The sequence below is a fragment of the Sphingomonas sp. SP5 genome, assembly GCF_058313455.1.
Window position 1 is genome coordinate 319829 of sequence record NZ_JBZFLF010000003.1, and the last position, 18677, is coordinate 338505.

19 protein-coding genes are annotated in these 18677 nt (G+C 60.1%); 12 read left to right on the forward strand and 7 right to left on the reverse strand.

Translation table 11 applies throughout. The features are described from left to right. The first annotated feature begins 19 nt into the window (after positions 1–19). The 4 genes from cyoB to AC4GY7_RS09235 are packed head-to-tail and all read left to right on the forward strand — an operon-like array spanning position 20 to position 3744. Complete coding sequence (gene cyoB / locus AC4GY7_RS09220) at positions 20–2017, forward strand: cytochrome o ubiquinol oxidase subunit I (RefSeq protein ID WP_491113141.1); 1998 nt, start codon at positions 20–22, stop codon at positions 2015–2017. A gap of 1 nt (position 2018) precedes the next feature. Next, a complete protein-coding gene (cyoC, locus tag AC4GY7_RS09225) occupies positions 2019–2657 on the forward strand; it encodes a cytochrome o ubiquinol oxidase subunit III (RefSeq protein ID WP_491113143.1) in 639 nt (212 codons plus the stop codon). Continuing rightward, positions 2654–3031 (forward strand): cytochrome o ubiquinol oxidase subunit IV, encoded by a 378-nt coding sequence (cyoD, locus tag AC4GY7_RS09230; RefSeq protein WP_491113145.1) that lies wholly within the window; start codon positions 2654–2656, stop codon positions 3029–3031. Before cyoC ends, cyoD begins: the two co-directional genes overlap by 4 nt. Before the next feature lie 53 nt (positions 3032–3084). Beyond that, positions 3085–3744, forward strand: a complete 660-nt coding sequence (locus AC4GY7_RS09235) for an SURF1 family protein (protein WP_491113728.1) — start codon at positions 3085–3087, stop codon at positions 3742–3744. A 147-nt stretch (positions 3745–3891) separates the two neighbouring features. Here the strand turns inward: AC4GY7_RS09235 and AC4GY7_RS09240 are convergent, their stop codons facing one another. Continuing rightward, positions 3892–4608 (reverse strand): OmpW/AlkL family protein, encoded by a 717-nt coding sequence (locus tag AC4GY7_RS09240; protein WP_491113730.1) that lies wholly within the window; start codon positions 4606–4608, stop codon positions 3892–3894. A 126-nt stretch (positions 4609–4734) separates the two neighbouring features. On the opposite strand from AC4GY7_RS09240, the gene hemN reads away from it, so the two are divergent. From hemN to AC4GY7_RS09255, 3 genes are all read left to right on the forward strand, one after another. After that, complete coding sequence (gene hemN, locus AC4GY7_RS09245) at positions 4735–6057, forward strand: oxygen-independent coproporphyrinogen III oxidase (RefSeq protein ID WP_491113147.1); 1323 nt, start codon at positions 4735–4737, stop codon at positions 6055–6057. Next, positions 6047–6736 carry a Crp/Fnr family transcriptional regulator gene (locus tag AC4GY7_RS09250; RefSeq protein WP_491113149.1) on the forward strand — a complete coding sequence of 230 codons (690 nt, stop codon included), beginning with the start codon at positions 6047–6049 and terminating at the stop codon, positions 6734–6736. Before hemN ends, AC4GY7_RS09250 begins: the two co-directional genes overlap by 11 nt. Before the next feature lie 83 nt (positions 6737–6819). Then, complete coding sequence (locus tag AC4GY7_RS09255; RefSeq protein WP_491113732.1) at positions 6820–7530, forward strand: Crp/Fnr family transcriptional regulator; 711 nt, start codon at positions 6820–6822, stop codon at positions 7528–7530. Positions 7531–7539: 9 nt separating this feature from the next. Here AC4GY7_RS09255 and AC4GY7_RS09260 read toward each other — a convergent pair whose 3' ends face one another. Then, complete coding sequence (locus AC4GY7_RS09260) at positions 7540–8103, reverse strand: hypothetical protein (protein WP_491113151.1); 564 nt, start codon at positions 8101–8103, stop codon at positions 7540–7542. Positions 8104–8520: 417 nt separating this feature from the next. Here AC4GY7_RS09260 and AC4GY7_RS09265 point away from each other — a divergent pair, with 417 nt between their 5' ends. Both AC4GY7_RS09265 and AC4GY7_RS09270 read left to right on the forward strand, forming a co-directional pair. Beyond that, on the forward strand, positions 8521–9825 hold the full coding sequence (locus AC4GY7_RS09265) for a cyclic di-GMP phosphodiesterase (RefSeq protein ID WP_491113153.1): 1305 nt from the start codon (positions 8521–8523) through the stop codon (positions 9823–9825). A 325-nt stretch (positions 9826–10150) separates the two neighbouring features. Further along, a complete protein-coding gene (locus tag AC4GY7_RS09270; RefSeq protein WP_491113155.1) occupies positions 10151–11164 on the forward strand; it encodes a GGDEF domain-containing protein in 1014 nt (337 codons plus the stop codon). A 424-nt stretch (positions 11165–11588) separates the two neighbouring features. Here the strand turns inward: AC4GY7_RS09270 and AC4GY7_RS09275 are convergent, their stop codons facing one another. Further along, positions 11589–12848 carry a methyl-accepting chemotaxis protein gene (locus AC4GY7_RS09275; protein ID WP_491113157.1) on the reverse strand — a complete coding sequence of 420 codons (1260 nt, stop codon included), beginning with the start codon at positions 12846–12848 and terminating at the stop codon, positions 11589–11591. A 136-nt stretch (positions 12849–12984) separates the two neighbouring features. Between AC4GY7_RS09275 and AC4GY7_RS09280 the strand changes: the two genes are divergently transcribed. Both AC4GY7_RS09280 and AC4GY7_RS09285 read left to right on the forward strand, forming a co-directional pair. After that, positions 12985–13494, forward strand: coding sequence for a GAF domain-containing protein (locus AC4GY7_RS09280; RefSeq protein ID WP_491113159.1), 510 nt, complete (start codon positions 12985–12987; stop codon positions 13492–13494). Continuing rightward, positions 13491–15551, forward strand: a complete 2061-nt coding sequence (locus tag AC4GY7_RS09285; protein WP_491113162.1) for a putative bifunctional diguanylate cyclase/phosphodiesterase — start codon at positions 13491–13493, stop codon at positions 15549–15551. Before AC4GY7_RS09280 ends, AC4GY7_RS09285 begins: the two co-directional genes overlap by 4 nt. A 90-nt stretch (positions 15552–15641) precedes the next feature. Here the strand turns inward: AC4GY7_RS09285 and AC4GY7_RS09290 are convergent, their stop codons facing one another. The 3 genes from AC4GY7_RS09290 to AC4GY7_RS09300 form a co-directional block, all read right to left on the reverse strand. Continuing rightward, positions 15642–15785, reverse strand: a complete 144-nt coding sequence (locus AC4GY7_RS09290; RefSeq protein ID WP_491113164.1) for a hypothetical protein — start codon at positions 15783–15785, stop codon at positions 15642–15644. A 57-nt stretch (positions 15786–15842) separates the two neighbouring features. Beyond that, a complete protein-coding gene (locus AC4GY7_RS09295; protein WP_491113166.1) occupies positions 15843–16103 on the reverse strand; it encodes a hypothetical protein in 261 nt (86 codons plus the stop codon). Between the two features lie 180 nt (positions 16104–16283). Further along, entirely contained in the window at positions 16284–16427 is a 144-nt protein-coding gene (locus AC4GY7_RS09300; protein WP_491113168.1) for a hypothetical protein, read from the reverse strand. A gap of 273 nt (positions 16428–16700) precedes the next feature. Between AC4GY7_RS09300 and AC4GY7_RS09305 the strand changes: the two genes are divergently transcribed. Then, positions 16701–17069, forward strand: coding sequence for a hypothetical protein (locus AC4GY7_RS09305; RefSeq protein ID WP_491113170.1), 369 nt, complete (start codon positions 16701–16703; stop codon positions 17067–17069). Between the two features lie 8 nt (positions 17070–17077). Here AC4GY7_RS09305 and AC4GY7_RS09310 read toward each other — a convergent pair whose 3' ends face one another. Further along, positions 17078–18553 carry a diguanylate cyclase domain-containing protein gene (locus AC4GY7_RS09310; protein WP_491113172.1) on the reverse strand — a complete coding sequence of 492 codons (1476 nt, stop codon included), beginning with the start codon at positions 18551–18553 and terminating at the stop codon, positions 17078–17080. Positions 18554–18677 lie beyond the last annotated feature (124 nt).

Below are 18677 nucleotides of genomic sequence, written 5' to 3' on the forward strand. Positions count from 1 at the left end.
CCAGCGAATCGGGACCATCATGACCGACAACAGCCTCCTCAAGACGATCTTCGGACGTCTGACCTGGGAATCCTTCCCAATCCACGAACCGATCCTGTTCACGACGTTCCTCGTCGTGTCGCTGCTCGGCCTCGGCATCGTCGGTGCGATCACGCGCTTCCGGCTGTGGGGCTATCTATGGAAGGAATGGTTCACCAGCGTCGACCACAAGAAGGTCGGCGTCATGTACATCATCTTGGCCATTATCATGCTGCTGCGTGGGTTTTCAGATGCGCTCATGATGCGCGCGCAACAGGCCGTCGCGTTCGGGAGCAACCCCGGCTACCTGCCGCCGCACCATTACGATCAGATCTTCACCGCCCACGGTACGATCATGATCTTCTTCGTGGCAATCCCGCTGGTTGTCGGCATCGTCAACTTCGTCATGCCGCTCCAGATCGGTGCACGGGACGTTGCCTTTCCCTTTCTCAACAACCTGAGCTTTTGGCTGACCGCCGCGGGCGCGATCCTGACGATGGTGTCGCTCTTCGTCGGCGAGTTCGCGCGGACGGGTTGGCTGTCCTATGCGCCGCTCGCGGGGCTGGCCTACAGTCCGGACACGGGGGTGGATTACTATCTGTGGTCACTGCAGATTGCAGGGGTCGGCACCACATTGTCGGCGATCAACATGGTTGCCACCATCATCAAGATGCGCGCGCCCGGCATGACCATGATGAAGATGCCGGTGTTCTGCTGGACGGCGCTCTGCTCCAACGTACTCGCTATCGCGATCTTCCCGGCGCTGACGGCTGCCTTCTTCTTGCTGATGCTCGATCGCTATGTCGGCACCAACTTCTTCACCAACGAGCTTGGTGGTGCGCCGATGATGTACTGGAACATGGTTTGGATCTGGGGGCACCCGGAAGTCTACGTCCTGGTCCTGCCGGCGTTCGGGATCTATTCGGAGATCACCGCGACCTTCTCGGGCAAGCCGCTCTTCGGCTATTCGTCGATGGTATATGCGACCGTCGTCATCACCATCCTGTCCTACCTTGTTTGGCTCCATCATTTCTTCACGATGGGAGCAGGGCCGAGCGTCAATAGCTTCTTCGGCATTGCCACGATGGTGATCGCGATCCCGACCGGGGCCAAGATCTTCAATTGGCTGTTCACCATGTACAAGGGCGACATCCGTTTCGACCTGCCGATGATGTGGGTGGTCGCCTTCATGCTGACGTTCACAGTCGGCGGCATGACCGGCGTGCTGCTCGCCATTCCGCCTGCCGATTTTGTGCTGCACAACTCGCTGTTCCTGGTCGCGCATTTTCACAACACGATCATTGGTGGCGTGGTGTTCGGCCTGTTCGCCGGCATGGTCTACTGGTTCCCCAAGGCCTTCGGCTTCAAGCTCGACGAGTTCTGGGGCAAGGTCGCGTTCTGGGGCTGGGTTGCGGGCTACTGGATTGCGTGGACACCGATCTACATCGTCGGGCTGATGGGCACCACGCGCCGGGTCAACCATTTCGACGACCCTACGCTCCAGCCCTATTTCATCGTCGCCGCGATCGGCGCGGTGATCATCCTGATCGGCATTCTCGGTTTCGTGATGAGCATCATCATGGGCTTCGTGAAGCGTCACGAACTGGCCGACACGACCGGGGATCCGTGGGGCGGGCGGACGCTGGAATGGTCAACGACCTCGCCGCCGCCTGCCTACAACTTCGCCTTCACGCCGGTCGTGCACGATCTCGACGCCTGGTACGACATGAAGAACCGCGGCTACGAGCGCCCGGCCAGTGGCTTCCGGCCGATCCACATGCCACGCAACACCGGGGCCGGCGTGATCCTGTCGGGACTGGCACTCGCCCTCGGCTTCTCGATGGTGTGGTACATCTGGTGGCTGGCGGCCTTGTGTTTTGCCGGACTCGTGGTGGTGGCCGTGGGGCACACATTCAACATGAAGCGCGACTATTTCATTCCCGTCGACGAGGTCGCGCGGACGGAAGCTAAGCGCCTGCCGCTTGCCGAAGGGATCTGACATGACCGATCACGCTCTTCAGCCAGGACAGTCGAGGGCCCCGACGTGGCACCTCGCCGAGGAAGAGGACCACGACCACGGCGGCAACGGCGCCACCCTGCTCGGCTTCTGGATCTACCTGATGAGCGACGCGCTCATCTTTGCCTCGCTGTTCGCGATGTACGGCGTGGTGAGCACTGGCTACGCTGGTGGGCCCGTGCCGCGCGAGATCTTCGACCTCAAGCTGGTCGCGCTCAACACCGCCTTTCTACTCGCCTCGTCGATCACTTTCGGGCAAGCGATGCCGCACATGGAAGCGGGCCGGGTGGGTCCTACCCGCTTCTGGCTCGCCGTTACCGGGCTGCTCGGCGCGGCGTTCGTCGGTATCGAACTGTACGAATTTTCTCAGTTGATCGCGGAAGGGGCGGGGCCACAGCGCAGCGCCTTCCTGTCGGCGTTCTTCACGCTCGTCGGCACGCATGGCGCGCACGTAACGGTCGGCCTGATCTGGATCGTCACCATGCTCGCCCAGATCGGGCAGCACGGCCTCAGCCTGCCGATGAAGCGCCGGCTGATGTGCCTGTCGATGTTCTGGCATTTCCTGGACATCATCTGGATCGGTGTCTTCACCTTCGTCTATTTGTATGGAGTCCTCCGTTGAGCACCCCTCTCGATCCAGCGCTGCATCCGCATGACGGGCCGCACGGGCATGGCAGCCGGCGCGGCTACCGGATCGGCACGATCCTCTCGATCCTGCTGACAGCCATACCGTTCTGGCTGGTGATGTCCGGCGCGCTGCACGATGCCCAGACCACTGCGCTGCTGATCTTCGCGATGGCGCTCATCCAGATCGTCGTACATGTCGTCTGCTTCCTGCATCTCGATACGCAGTCTGAGGGCGGGTGGACACTGCTCGCCTTCCTTTTCACCGCGGTGATCGTCGTCCTGACTATCGGCGGGTCGATCTGGGTGATGTACCACCTCAACACCAACATGATGCCGATGCCGGGTGGTACGATGGGGCCAGTGCGCTGAGCGCACGAAAGGGCAGGCAAGCGGGCAAGCGCCGCGCGCTCGCAGCAATAAGCCTGCTCGCCACGCTAGGGTTCCTGGCACTCGGCACCTGGCAGGTCGAACGCCGCGCCTGGAAGCTGGCGCTGATCGCGGCCGTGGATGAGCGAGTGCACGCACCGCCACGGCCGGCTCCGCCGCCAGGTACTTGGCGGACAATGGAGCCGCGACGGGACGCCTATCGCCACGTGGCGATCCGGGGTCGCTTCCTCAACGATCGCGAAACGCTGGTGCAGGCGTTAACCGAAGACGGTGCGGGCTTCTGGGTGATGACACCACTGCGGAGCGACGCCGGCTTCGTGGTGCTGGTAAATCGCGGTTTCGTGCCGACGGAGCGCGCTGGCTCCGCGGCGCGCAAACAGGTGGATGGCATGACGCGCATCACCGGGTTGCTTCGGACAAGCGAGTCGGGAGGAAGCATGCTGCGAACGAACCAGCCGGCGCAGGATCGCTGGTTCTCGCGCGACGTCGCCGCGATCGCACACGCCCGCGGGTTGCGGTGGACCGCTCCCTATTTCATCGACGCGGATGCTGGCCAGGATAGCGCCGTGTGGCCGCGCGGCGGAATGACGGTGCTGGTCTTTCCCAACAACCACCTGATCTACAGCATCACCTGGTTCGGCCTTGCCGCGCTCTCGTTAACAGGACTCGTTCTTGTCCTGCGTGACGGGCGCTAGACGTATCGCCAAACCGACGCGATCGATGCGTCGGTGCCGGTTACGGCTTGAAGATCGCGGCATCTTCGTCCGGGGATGCTGATAAGTCCTGCCCGGCGCGGTGGTCACTGCGCTGGACAGGTTTGTTGGCCGGGGCGGGGCGGGCGGTTACAACCGCATTCCTACTCCCACGCCGAACACTAACGGATCAAGTCCCAGCTTCACCCGCTGTGCCCCCGCCGCGGTCGTATCGAGCCGGACCGTCGTATCGATGTCGATATACTTGACGTCCAGGTTCACGAAGACCTTGGGCGTGATATCGACATCGATGCCGGCCTGCGCGGCCCAGCCGATGCTGTCCTTCATGTGGACGCGAGTGGGGCCGACCGCCGCCTCCAGCCCCGCAGACGCGTTCTCGTTCCAGAATATCGTGTAGTTGATGCCCGCACCGACATAGGGGCGGACATGTGACAGTGGCGTAAAGTGATATTGCGCAGTCAGCGTCGGCGGCAGCACCCAGGTGCTGGCAAGCTTGCCGATGCTACCCGTGGTGCCGCTGGTGCCGCCCGCCTTGTGCTTGGTGGTCGATGCGATCAGCTCAAAACCGATGTGGTCGGTCGCCATGTACGTCGCATCGATCTCCGGCATGAAGCTGTCGTTTATCTTCACGCGCTCACCGGGAAATGCGGGCAGAACGCTGCCCGAGTCCTCGTTGGGCGCGACCAGAATGGTGCGGGCGCGCAGCAGCACGTCTCCAGCGCGGATGCCCACGCGCGCCGCATCCGGCACGGCTTTGGCATCCGCCTGCGCCATAGCAGGCGCTGCTGTGCCTGCGACCGCCAGTGCCAGCAGGGCAGCCATACCCTTGAACGTCTTCATCGCCAGATCTCCTGTGGTTCGATCTGGGCAACCGGGTAGGCGCGGGATGCCCGCCTCGCCTTGACCGCGAACAAGGCCGGATTTGACGACGATCAAAGTCGGTAAAGGCGTTTCGTCGCAATTGGCGATACCATGTGGACCTTCCATCCCGATCTGCTCGCCCGACCAGTACCGCGCTACACCAGCTATCCTACCGCTGCCGAATTCGGTGGCACCGTTAGCCATGATGACATGGCCGCGGCGCTCGATGCGGTGGGCCGCGATACGCCGGTCTCGCTCTACCTGCACATCCCCTATTGCCACGCGATCTGTTGGTATTGCGGGTGCAATACAGGCGCGGCGAACCGGACAGCGCGTCTAGACGCCTATCTCGCACGGCTGCATGACGAGATCACGCTGGTCGCGGCACGGCTGGCTCGTCAAGGCAAAGTGAAGCGGATCGCGTTCGGGGGTGGCAGTCCTAATGCCGTTTCACCGAAAGCGTTCGTCGCACTGGTCGATCATGTCGTTGCTGCCTTCGATGTCAGCGACGCGGTGCTGTCGGTCGAACTCGACCCGCGCGGCTTCGACGCCGGGTGGGCGACAGCGGTCGCGGATAGCGGCGTCACACGCGCCAGCCTGGGCGTGCAAACCTTCGACCCCGCCTTGCAGGCGGTGATCGGACGGGTTCAGCCCGAAGCGGACATCGTCCGAACAGTAGCCCTGCTGCGCGATGCGGGCGTCAGTTCGATCAATTTCGACCTGATGTACGGCCTTCCGGGACAGGAAGAAGCCGCGCTGTCGGCAACACTCGATGCCGCGCTTGCGCTCGAGCCCGAGCGGCTGGCGGTGTTCGGCTATGCGCATGTCCCTCACCTGATTCCGCGCCAGCGCCGGATCGATGCGCGGGCGCTACCGGATGCGGCGACCCGGTTTGGCCAAGCGACGCAGGCGCATGAACGGCTGACCTCCGCGGGCTATCGCAGCATAGGTTTCGACCATTTCGCAGTCCCAGGTGATGCGCTGGCCCGCGCTGCGGCGGATGGCACGCTTCGCCGAAACTTCCAGGGTTTTACCGAAGATCAGGCGGATGTGCTGATCGGGATGGGCGCAAGCGCAATAACCCAGTTTCCCGACCGGCTGCTCCAGAACGACAAGAACGTCGGCGGTTGGCACGCCGCGGTCCGAACCGCGCGCTTCGCGACGGCAAGAGGTGTGCGTCGGACGGTGCAGGACCGCGTGCGCGGGCGCGCGATCGAGGCGATCCTGTGCCAAGGCGTTGCAGACCTCACCGACATACCCGAGCGCGAGGGCATTCGCGCCCGGCTGCTACGCTTCGAAGATGCCAAGCTGATCCGCTGGCATGGCACGCGGCTGGATCTGACGGACGACGCACGGCCCTACGCGCGCGCCATTGCCGCGACGCTTGATTTTTATCGTACCGGTGACGCGGCTCGGTTTAGCAATGCCGTCTGACCTGCCGGCGCGCTGTGCCGCCTGCGCTGCACGCAACACGTCGCTATGCTCAGGGTTGGGGGATGACGCGCTTGCAGCGCTGCACGCCCTCGCGCGGCGCAGAACCCTGCGCGCAGGGCAGGCGTTAAGCTGGACCGGCGATCCGGCTGTCACGTGCGGCAATCTGGTCTCTGGCGTCCTGAAAATCACACGCGCCGGACTCGACAAGCGGTCGCAGATTGTCGGGTTGCTTTATCCGGGTGATTTCGCGGGGGAGTTGTTCGTTACGCAGACGTCCGACACTATCGCAGCGCTCACCGATGCGGACCTATGCGTGTATCCCCGCGAGGTACTGGAGCGGACGCTCGCCTGTTATCCTGCAGCCGAGCGCTTGCTGCTGCAGCGCGCACTAGCTTCACTCAGCGAAGCACGTCGCTGGCTGCCGATGTTGGCGCGTGCCCGAGCTGAAGCGCGGATCGCAGCGTTGCTGGTCGATATAGCACGCCGCTGCGGCGAGCCTGGCAATGGCGTTGTCATGCTGCCGCTGTCGCGCGGTGCGATGGGCGAAGTATTGGGATTGGCGATCGAGACTGTGAGTCGAAACATGTCAGCTTTTCAGGATGCCGGATTGATCTCGCTGGTCGGCTTGCGCGGAGTGCGACTACTCGATCGCCCCGCGCTGGCACGGCTGGCAGGCTGAGCGGATTGTTGCGCAGCCTACACGATCCGATGGGTATCTTGGATAAGGCGACATACGGCCATTATCCGTTTATTCGACATGTCATGCTCACAACAACAATCTGTGCTGATTGCGCCGTACGCGACCGAGCTCTGTGCGGCAGTCTCGACGATCGGGAATTGGAGGCGCTCAACGTGCTGGGCCAACGTCGTCGAGCTGCCGCCGGCCAGACGGTAGCTTGGGCAGGCGAGGAGGCAGTAATCTGCGGCAACCTGTTGTCTGGTGTGCTCAAGCTCGTCGCCGCAACCGCTGACGGACGCGAACAGATCGTTGGCCTGCTCTACCCCGCCGATTTCTTCGGCCAGCCCTACGCGGGACAGAACGATTTCACGATTGTTGCGCTAAGCGATGCCGAGCTGTGCGTCTTTCCGCGGGCGGCGTTCGAACGCGTTTTGGACGACCATCAGCGTATGGAGCGATTGCTGCTTCAGCGTACGCTTGCATCGTTGGATGAAGCGCGAGGACGCATGCTGATGCTGGCGCGCAAGTCTGCGAGTGAGAAGATGGCAGGGTTCCTCCTCGACATGGCTGCGCGAGCGGGGGAGGCTGGATGTCGTGCCAGCCTAAACGGGCCAGTGACGTTTGACCTACCGTTGACGCGAGGGCAGATCGCAGACGTCCTAGGTATGACCATTGAAACGGTCAGTCGTCAGCTGACCAAGATGAAGGATCTCGGCATCATTTCTTTGCCGGGAGCGCGGGCGATCACGATCAGTGACCGCACCGCGCTCGCTGTTCGCGCAGAAGCGGCCTGAACGGTATCATCAAGCGACAGCGGGGCGTCTGCGACGCGACCTGAGCCGCAGACTGTCCATCAGCAACCGGCGCGTGCCCTGCGTCAGGCGGTTTCGCGCCAACGCCAAAATGGCAAGTTCCTCACAGTCCATGGCCTGTCGGCACCCCTCGAAAAAGCAGCGTAGCATGTACCCAATCGTATCAGGTGAAAGGCGATGTGCGATCTCGGGCGTTCCACGAAGGGCATCAACAAGGTCTTGAGCGTGCAATGCGTCGGCGGTATGACGGGCATGCACTTCTTCCATCAGCACAAGAGCCAGCGGATCGCTTGGATCATATAGATCTGCGACGTCTGGATATGGCGAGGATTCTGGTACGTCTTTGTCGATGAGTCCTGTCAGAGCGTCGCATATCTGCTGAACAACAAAAGCAGTTGGCATCACAGGCAATTCATCTGCGCAGTGTTCCAGTAGATCGCACAAATTTTTCAAGCGCCGATGGTCGGCAACGAGGCTTGCAATACCTTCCTCACAAATATTCTGGCTGCAGCTCGTGATCGGCACGACGATTCCACCTGACTGATGGATGTTCATTATTGGCGATCCTTCAGAAGTCGGGCGCGTGGCGCAGAGGCGACGATGTGCCTCACAAATGGGGGCGCGGCATTGACCGGGGTCAAACGGTCGACACTAGTCGCACTTCTGGAAGCGCCGTTGGATGCAGCGTAACTTGAGCGGCGGGAACGCAGGTCCGATACCGGGCTCGGATTGTCGCACCCTTTGTCGCGAAAACGCTGAGTTTTGAACGTCTCGAAATTGGGCCATTTTGCGACATCAAATGGCTCCACGTGCTGGCAATCATGTCTCTGGCGGACCACGTCGCATTGGCCTGCGATAGGAGTTTGTAAACGCTGCCGGCGCTACCTTCCAATCGGTACCAGCTCCGCACCGGCTTGCCGGCCGATGATGGGAAATGCGTCGATCGGAAGGCGCTGAGGTGACAAGGATCGTATGCGTAGACGAATCCGGCCCGATCAAGTCGAACGTGGCATGTTCGTCGATGGTTTCGATGGCAGCTGGCTAGCCCATCCCTTTTGGCGTGCCGGCTTCCTGGTCGACTCTCATAGCCAACGCCAAAGCCTCCGAGATACAGGTGTGGGGATCATCATTGATACCGCAAAGGGGCTGGATGTCGCGGAAAGCCATGATGGCAGTCCACTACCTACGCAACGAGCCGAACAGCCAATTCCGTTGAAATCAGCGCTGAGCGCAAGTCATGCTAATCGGAGGCCCCAAGCTACCGCATCAAAAAAATTGGCTCTCCCGGCGCGTCCGGCGTTTGGCAGAGCCGATAAATCACGCGCGACTGCCTTGGCCGAACGCTCGACCAAGGTGGTCAAGGCATTGTTCAACGATCGCCGGCTCGGCCGAGAAGTGCCCCCCTCGCTCATTCTGCCCGTCGTCGACGATATCGTCAGGACACTGGAGCACAACATCTCGGCTTTCATCAGCGTGACGCGCCTGAAGGACAAGGATGACGAGACGTACAGGCATTCGGTGGCAGTGTGTGCACTGATGATCAGCCTCGCGCGTGCGACCGGCGCGCCCGCTTCGACGATCCAGGCGATGGGCTTGGCGGGGCTGCTTCATGATATCGGCAAGGTCATGATCGACGATGCCATTCTGACGAAAAAGGGCGATCTTACCCCGGATGAAATGCGGGAAATCAGGCGTCACCCGGAGTTAGGGCATGCTCTGCTCGCTACCGACGGCCTTCCCCCGGTGGCGCTGGACGTATGCCTGCATCATCATGAGCGCCTGGACGGATCGGGGTACCCATTTGGCCTGGCCGGGGATGCGGTTAGCCAGGCTGCTCGCATGGCAGCGATTTGCGACGTTTATGAAGCCATGACGACGGATCGCGCTTACCGGAAGGGCATGCCTCCTGTTGCTGCGCTTGCCCATATGGACGGAGCCCCCGGCGAATTCGACGCGCAGATCCTGTTCCAGTTCATGCGAAGCATCGGCGTATTTCCAGCCGAAAAGCTGGTGCGGTTAAGGTCGAACCGATTGGCTTTGGTTCTGCGCTCAATTAGGACGGATCGACTGCCTGTCGCCCGCGCCTTCTACTCGACAATCGAAGCAGAATTTATCAACTATGAAGATGTCGTGCTGAGCGAGTCTTTAAGTGACGAGCAAGCCATCAGCCCCGAAGATCCTACCAAATGGTTCCTAAGCGAATGGTCGTCGATGTCACGGCGTATAATGGCTGGCAAGCCTTGCCATATACAGCTTCCGTCGACATCTGTCGCGTGAGAGTTTGTCAGCCCCATTAAGACAAAGTGCCCTACTGAAGGTTAAGCAATAACCGAAGCGCATCACACAGCCAACTTCGCACCTGGACGATTAGATAATCCTGTGGCGGATAACGACCCGCTTCGCGATTTAGTCGGCGCTCTTCATCTCATACACGCTGCTGTGCATAAACTGATGGATAATGGACAAGGGGCACTACGTTAAAATGTCTACACGCCCCGTCGATGATAGTTACAGTATCGATAACGCGCATCTATAAGCTATAAATTTTTTGTAAGAATCAAATGCCGGTCATGCGGCGCTAAAGGGTTGATAGGCTGCTATTATGTTTGCACGAAAGAAGGCGATAGTAGCGGCAACGCCGAGCCTTGCCGAGGCGGCAACGGGAGTGGGCTATGAAGCGCTGCGCTTTCTAAGCCAGCAGGAACTCGAGCATACCCCCAGTAATTTTGCGCTGGCGTGGCAGCTTAAAACTGATCGTCGCGGTATGACCGCCATGGCAGTCGACGCAATCTTGATGGAAGGACGATCGCTCACGCAGGCGGACGCTGATCGGATCATGATCGCCCAGGCGCGCCGCGACAAAGATGCCGTCGACGCCGCTGATCCGCGTCAAGATGCGCTACGCCATCAAACCCTGCGCTTGGCAGACCTCGCTGCCGGCGCGGCCACGCAATCGTCCGACTTCGGCCGCGACCTGTCAGCCGACCTGCTCCACCTTGGTGAGGGCGGAAGTCCCGTCGAGCAGATCGTCAAAGCCATGGTGCACCGGACCCGTGGCGTCGAAGCTCAGCTAATTGCCGCCTCGAAAGAGATCGAAGATCTCCGCCAGCAGGTTGAGGTGACGCGCGATGACGCGCAGCGCGATGCGCTAACGGGGCTCCTGAACCGTCGCGGTGCGACCCAGGAGTTGTCCGCCCGGCGAAAATCCGCTCCCGGGGTGGTCGCCTTATGCGATATAGACCATTTCAAGGCCGTGAACGATCAGTTTGGTCATAGCGTTGGCGACCGCGTCTTGAAGGCCGTTGCCGGTTCGCTCTCGGACAGCGCGGGCGCCCACACGGTCGCGAGATGGGGAGGTGAGGAATTCCTGATCATCATCGATGGGGTGGGCATCGAAACTGCGGCAGGACTTCTCGAACGTACCCGACGGGACCTTGCAGCGCGATCGTTCAAAATACGAAACAGCGAAGAAGCACTCGGCACGATCACTATCTCAATCGGGGCAGCGTCGCTGGCGGGCGTTAAACGCGATGACGCAATCGAGGCTGCCGATCGCATGCTCTATGAGGCTAAGCGGCAGGGACGTAACCGCATTGTTACCCACCTTCCGGGGTGAAGTTGGGGTGCAACTTCAGACGGGCGAATCCATTTGCTCAATAGCAAGAGAAATGCTGCAGGCCGTCAAGGCGAGCGATGCATCTGAAGAGGCATCGATCGCTTCTAGAGCATTGGTCAAAACGCCACGAATAAATAGCGATAGGGACCCATTCGAAAAACCTGGAAATGATGAGCGGCTATATGCCTGAATGTCACTTTGAGCCATAAAGGTTGGTCCTCGATCTGTCGCTCTCCCGGCGGATCAAACTACCATTATGTGGTTAACAAACCGTTTTGGTTTGATCGCGGCTCCGTAGGGCACTGGTTTGCTCGGCGCCCACAGTGGGTCTGCGTGCTGAGCGATGAAATGCAAATGTCCTGACTTTCGGACATTTCATATATCGCCTCTTTTGCGACATATGGCTGGATCAGAGACGCAAAGATTATTGGGTTGGTGCCTGCAGGTAACGTTGCATCAAACTATCGGCATGCCGTCTCAAAACGACGACCTCGCTGAGTACAGCCTCACCGTGCTCATCCACAATCCTGGCACGGGCACCGATCTGACGGACGGCGAAAACTGCATCGCCGATCTCTTCGCCCACATGCGCTCGGGTTGCGCTCTGTAGACCTGCCGTAGCCTTGATCCTGCCAGAGCTCGCTTGCATGGATTCGACACGTTCAGTGAGTTTGTCGCATCGTTCGACGGCGCGCGTGACCGTTTGCTCGATCGCCCTCAGTTCGCTCAGGATATGATCCGTCGCCTCGGCAGTCGTTCCTGCCAATAGACGAACCTCGTTGGCCACCACAGCAAAGCTTCTGCCGCTGTCTCCGGCTCTCGCGGCTTCAATTGACGCATTCAGTGCTAGCATCTTGGTCTGCGACGCAATGGCAGAGATCTCACCAGCAACTGAACCGATTCCCTCCAGATGAGATCCAAGACCTGCGATAGTCACCCGCATGGTTTCAGTATCATCCGAGACATGCTCAATGTCGCGGGCAACTCCATTCAATATCGTCTCAACCTCGCCGCCCATGAGGACAAGCTGCCCGACGCCCTGACCCGCTGCATCAGCGCGCAGTTCGCCGTCGGCAGCCAGCGCGGACAATTCCTTGGCCTGTTGCTCAAGCTGCGATGCGGCGCTGCTTAGCCGTTCGGCTACCGATCGCACCTGCTCTGCTTCCTGCTGCCGTTCCAGCCTTAGCCGGCGAGCTATCAGGCGCTCCATCACCATATCGGCAAGCATGGACAGGTGAGCGCGTTCCTGCCCGCTAAACCCACCGGGTCTCGGCGTGGGATCAAAGATACACAAGGTGCCGATGTTAAAACCAGTCGGGGTCGTCAACGGTGCTCCGGCGTAAAACCGGATATGTGGTGGCCCTGTGACCAGTGGATTGTCGGCAAAGCGCGCGTCTGCGGCGGCATCCGGCACCACCATGACCTCGTCCTCTAGAATGGCGTGCCCGCAGAAAGCAGCATCCCGGCCAGTTTCACTGGCTTCAAGCCCGACGCGAGCCTTGAACCACTGCCGTTCGGCATCGATAAGCGAGACCGTGCTGGTGGCAACTTCAAACAGGCTCTGTGCCAGCCTGACCACGTCATCGAACACCCGCTCCGACGCGGTGTCGAGAATTTGATAAGCTGCCAACTCGGCAAGACGTTCAGCTTCATTGCCGGGAACTGGAAAGGGCCGTTGCTCCAAAAGATTCCTCACCGATCGAAGATCAAATTTGACCCATTCATATCGAACGTCGTGATGATGGCCAGACAGATCGGGCGCACCAACTCGCTCGTCGCTTCTCAGTTAATGGTTAAGTTTTGCGTGCGAAAAGCGGTCGATGCTGTGGAAGATTTTTCGTGAGCGATCGCGCTCCCGCGCCGTTCGCAACCTTGGCGTCCTCGGCGTGCCGATGGAGCAGGGCCTCGATCGCTTCACGAAGCAGGCGGCGAGCGCGTTCGCCGCGCCAATTTCGCTGCTGACCATTCTTCACGACCAGGAACTCTGGGTGAAGGCAACCACTGGTCTCGACGTAGCCTGCCTGCCGCGTGAAGATGGCTTCTGCCACTATGCAGTGGATCGCGACGACCTCCTGGAAGTCTGCGACGCACAGGCTGACCCTTTTTTTCGCACGTTGCCCTGTGTCAGCGGCGAGCCTCATGTTCGCTACTACCTTGGAGCGCCTCTGACGCTCGCGAGTAATCTGGATGTAGGCATGTTGTGTGTTTTGGACACCGTGTCGCGACCGCCTGCATCGCGTGATCAGCGCGCCTACCTCGAAGGCCTCGCCCGTCAGGCGGCTCAGGCTCTAGAGCGCCAGGCCGACATCAGGGGCCGCGCTGCGGCATGATGGAAGTTGCAACCTGTCTCGTGCAGGAGCACGATCTGCGTCTCGTCGCGGTCGCGGTGCTTGTCTGCATGTTGGGCTCGGCGGCAACCATGCAGCTGTTTGCCCAAATTATTGGCGCACGAGGCGGACGCCGCGCCGGCTGGATCGCTTTGGGAGCAGTCGGGACGGGCACCATGGTCTGGTGCACTCATTTTGTGGCAATGATGGCCTTCCGAGCGGGTGCGCCGGTGACGCTCGACATCACCCTGACCCTGATCTCGCTAGGTATAGCAATCCTATGCGCGGCACCGGGCCTGGCGCTCGCAGCTTCGAAACGACGCATTTTAACGCCTGCCGGCGGTGCCATCGTAGGTGTCGCCATTTCGATCATGCACTACACCGGTATGGCGGCATACCGGGTCGATGGTATCGTCGAGTGGCGCTGGGGCTATGTTGCCGCCTCGGTAGCACTGTCGGTAATCGTCTCGGCGCTGGCATTCAGCATAGGGCGAAAGCCGAAGCTTGCCTTCCGTGCCACCGGTGGCCTCCTCCTCGGTATTGCCGTCGCCGCGCTTCATTTTACCGGCATGGCCGCCATGATGGTTCGTGCCTTATCGCTTCATCCCGGCGATGGCCTTTCCGACGCGACCATGACCGCTCTGGCAGCCGCGACGACGTGCGCAAGCCTGCTATTCATCGGCTGTGCCGCGATCAGCGCGCTCATCGACGGGCAGACGCAGAGCGAAGCCTTTGGTCGGATGCGGCGTATGGCGTTGCATGACGGCCTGACCGATCTGCCCAATCGCCTGTGCTTCGGCGATGATCTGGCAGGGCGCCTAATGCGAAAGGGCGGCGCACCCTTTCTTGCTGTGATCATGCTTGACCTGTCGCGCTTCAAGGCAGTCAACGACACCTATGGACACCAGGCAGGCGACCAGGTGCTAATGGCGCTGGCCGCACGTATGCGCGGCATCCTGAAGCTAGGCGAATGCATTGCACGGCTTGGTGGGGACGAGTTTGGCGCTCTGATCTCCTACAGTGATCCCGGCGAACTCGCAGGCTTTCTAGAGCGCCTTACCGGCATCTTCACCGAACGGCTCTCCTTCGAACGGTTCTCGGCTTCGATCGGGGCAAACATCGGCCTCGCCCTGGCTCCGCAAGATGGCAACGACGCCGACACGCTGCTCGCCCGGGCCGATCTCGCCATGTACCGCGCCAAGAGCGAGCGATCCACACTGCCATGCTTCTACGACGCCACTATGGACGACACTGTGCGTGATCGTCGCGAGTTGGCCAACGAGCTTCGTGAGGCGATCGTCCGGGAGGACTTCGAGTTGCACTACCAGGTGCAGGCCTCGATCGAGACCGGCGATATCAGCGGCTATGAGGTGCTGGTTCGCTGGCGTCACCCTGAGCGCGGGCTAATACCACCGGGATCGTTCATTCCGCTCGCGGAAGAGGTGGGTGAGATCATTCCGCTTAGCAAATGGATTATCCGCCAGGCTTGTTTCGAGGCAGCCCTCTGGCCCAACCGCGTTCCGATTGCGGTCAACCTGTCACCGCTGCATCTATCCGACCCGGAGTTGGTCGATACCATTCGGCAGGCCTTGGCGGACAGCGGCCTTGCGCCCGCACGCCTGACGCTGGAGCTGACGGAGAGTGCGATCATCCATGATCGCCAATATGCCCTCGATCAGCTCCGCGACCTGAAAACGATGGGGTGTGGGCTCGCCCTCGACGATTTTGGGGTCGGCTATTCCTCGCTCGACGTGTTGCGGTCCTTTTCGTTCGACCGCATCAAGCTCGATGCCTCCTTCGTCGCCGGCATCGACGGCAACCGGCAGGCCATAGCCCTTCTCGGCTCCGTTGTAGCGCTGGGTACCACCCTCGACATTCCGGTGCTTGCCGAAGGTATCGAAGAACCTATCCAGCTTCGCATGGTGGCACAGGCGGGGTGTTCAGCCATTCAAGGCTATCTGATTGGCAAACCGGCGCGCGAGTTAGTCGATGACAGTCACGTGCAATCGACCGTGAACAAAGCAATGAGCAGAATTGCAGAAGTCAGCTTGGTCGCATAGCCATGTTGCCGCATTCTGATTTTTGAAAGGGGAATGCGTCAGTAATCTTTAGAAGATGACTTCCCTAATATGATTTCAAATTCTGCAACCTTACGCGGCAACCATGTTGGATTCCTGGCCGCCCAGCGTACGCGGCTCGTTGTAGAAGCCCTGCAGGCCGGTGGTGACGGACAAGGTCTTGTAGAAGACGTGCTGTTCGTCGAACAGATTGCGTGCCCAGACCGATAGCGTCACCTTCGCGTCGCCCTGCCCCATCGCGATATCGGCGAGCGCCAGCGACGTGTTGATGCGTCACGCTTGCTGAAAAAGCCAGGCAAGTGCTTCTTCTTCCGTATACGCGATTAGAACCCGCCCTGGTGGTGCGATCCTCTCGGCCATAGAAGTCGGTAGCGGTGGCGAAACGATAATGGCGGTCCGACGCGAAGGAGAGTTCGCCTCAAAAGATTTTTTGAACTCGGCGACCGTCACCTCTTCGGTCAACAGCTTCTCCCGCATGTCGACGAGCGTCAGGAAATGACCGTGACGGACGCCGGCCGCTTTCATCTCCAGCACGGCCTTGGCATGATCGACCGCCAGACCATCGGTTTGCGCGTTGGCCCAGTCACCTCATAGGGTGAGACGCATGAATGTCTGCTCTGGATAGATCTCTATGCGATGACCTGCTGGATGCATGCCGCTCCCCCTTTGCTTTAGAAGAGCAAGCGGTCGCCGGATTTGCAACGTCACAAGTGCCTACTCGTCAACGTCGTCAGGCTGTACCGCATCGCGGGCATGGCTGAGTAGGGCAGCAACCAGAGTTTCACCTGTCGCATCTGCCAAAACGATTGCAGCATCGATCTGCGACAGCAAGCTGGTTGGCATGTCGTCCGCGGTCATGCGACTTCTAATCAGGCAGAATACATAGGCTGACTATCATCGTAATGAGTCCAACAAATCAATTCTTGGTAAACGGTTATTCAGGGCAGATCTTCAGCAACTGCCACGTCATAACGCCGGGCTGCTCCCGGAGGCAGCCCAGGCCTACCAAGTTCACACCCTAATGGCGCAGTGCAAATCATCCGATGAATCGTTGCCGTTCCGTGCGGAACCTGCGATTCTAGATAGCTGCGTGGCAAAGAACCAATCAGGAGCCTGATCGTGGAGGGGGCAATGGACGCCAGCTTCGATATTGTAGCGGATCCTGCAAGGGACCTAATCAGGTTGACGATGAGAGGGTTTTTTGCAGAACCCGACATTGTCCGCATGCGCGCCAGCTTACTGCACGCGCTTACCGAACTTCATTGTGCGCCCAACCAGCACAAGACTCTCTGTGACATCCGCGAGATGAAGATCCAGAGTCAAGAAAGCGTGACGTTATTTCAACAATTGGTCGGTAGCGAGACGGTACGATCGCGTTTTCTCGCGTTTGTTACCAGTGCAACACTCGCCCGCCTACAGGCGCGTCGTTTGACATCGCGTGAAGGTGTGCAATTTTTCTCAAATTTGGAAGAGGCGTCGGACTGGTTGGAAAGTTCATGATGTTTCTCTCAAATGCGTGCCTCACGATCGAGCACTTGCGAATAGCTGACTGCTCCGCCAGGGTTTGTGTCCTTGCCATGGTAGAGTGCAAGGTCTGCGCGACGCAGTAGGTCGCGTTCGGTAAGGCCGTCTTCCAGCCAGCTGATGCCCATCGTTCCCGACACGTGCAACGATGTGGCGTCTCCCGTCTCGATCACGTGGCGCAAATCCTCGCCGAGCCGGACTGCAAGCCTATCTACTTGTCGCCTATCCAGACCAGCTGTCAGGACTGCGAACTCGTCTCCGCCAAGCCTGGCACAAACGTGATCGGCAAGGTATTCGGCGTGCAGGGTGTTTGCGATGGCCTGAAGAACTTGATCACCTCTAAGATGTCCGCAGCGGTCGTTCACCGCCTTGAAGCCATCAAGGTCGATCAGCAGCAAAGCAAGCGAGGTACCGTCCTTGCGCGCCGCGGCCATGCCGCTGCTCAACGCCCGGTTGAAGCCAGCCCGGTTGGTGAGGCCGGTCAGCTCATCCGTGTTCGCCAGCCGGCGCAGGCTCTGTTCCATCTCGTGTCGCCGGGTGACGTCCTGAAAAACGCCAATAAGTGTCACGGGTCGTCCCTCGTGCAATTCGAGTTCACCCATGCTGCGCACCCGCTTGGGTGTGCCGACAGCCGAGACGAAATCGACCTCCTCGTCGAACGGCCGTCCCTGTTCGATGGCTAGGGAAATCGCATCGGACAGCATCGCGCGCGACCGCCCGGGATAGAAGGTCATCGCTGCTTCGAGCGGTGGCGTTTGCCCCAGTACAAGATCGTGGATCGCATAGACCTGATCCGACCATTGGATGCTATTGTCGGCAAGATCGAGCCGCCAGGAACCGATGCCGGCCATGCGCTCAGCCTGTCCCAGCTGCCGGTGCATGCGGGCCAAGCGCTGTAGATCGTCTTCTCGCTCCTTGGCGAGCTCGGCCAGTTCCAGAGCCGTGACTCGACTGCTGACCAATGCGGCTGCAATACCGGCAAGTCTGCGGAGATGGCATAGGTCCACATCGCTGAAGGCGTGAGGCTCCTGATACACCACGCACAGTGACCCGACGGTTATGTCCTCGCCATCTTCATTGTGCATGACTACCGGAATGCCGGCATAAGCCCCGATATGAGGGGCGCCGGTGACCATGGGATGATCGTGATAGGCGAGGTCGCAGCGGGTATCCGGGATGATCACCGCTTCGTTGGTGTCGACGACCCGCCCGCAGAAGCTATGCTCCCTCGGCATTCGATCGCCATCGATACCGCATTTGGCCGTAAGCCACTGCCATTCGCGGTCGAGGACGGAAAAGGCGCTCATGGCGCTGCCGAGTAGATGTTGGGCGAGGTCTGCGACCCCGGTCAGCTCAGGGCCGGGGAGGCACTTCCACAAACCGGAACCGTGGAGCAGCTCGGCGTGAAGCTGAGTGCGTTTCAGTGGAACGAAGGAAGCGGGTATCGGAGCGTAGCGCATGTACGCCGCTTAACGCTGCAAAGGTAAACATCGGCTATTTGAACCATTTGCCAAACCCGACACGAGTTCGTCGGCTTGCGGCGATCATCTCTGACTACCGCGTCACTTTCTTAATTTGGGCAAG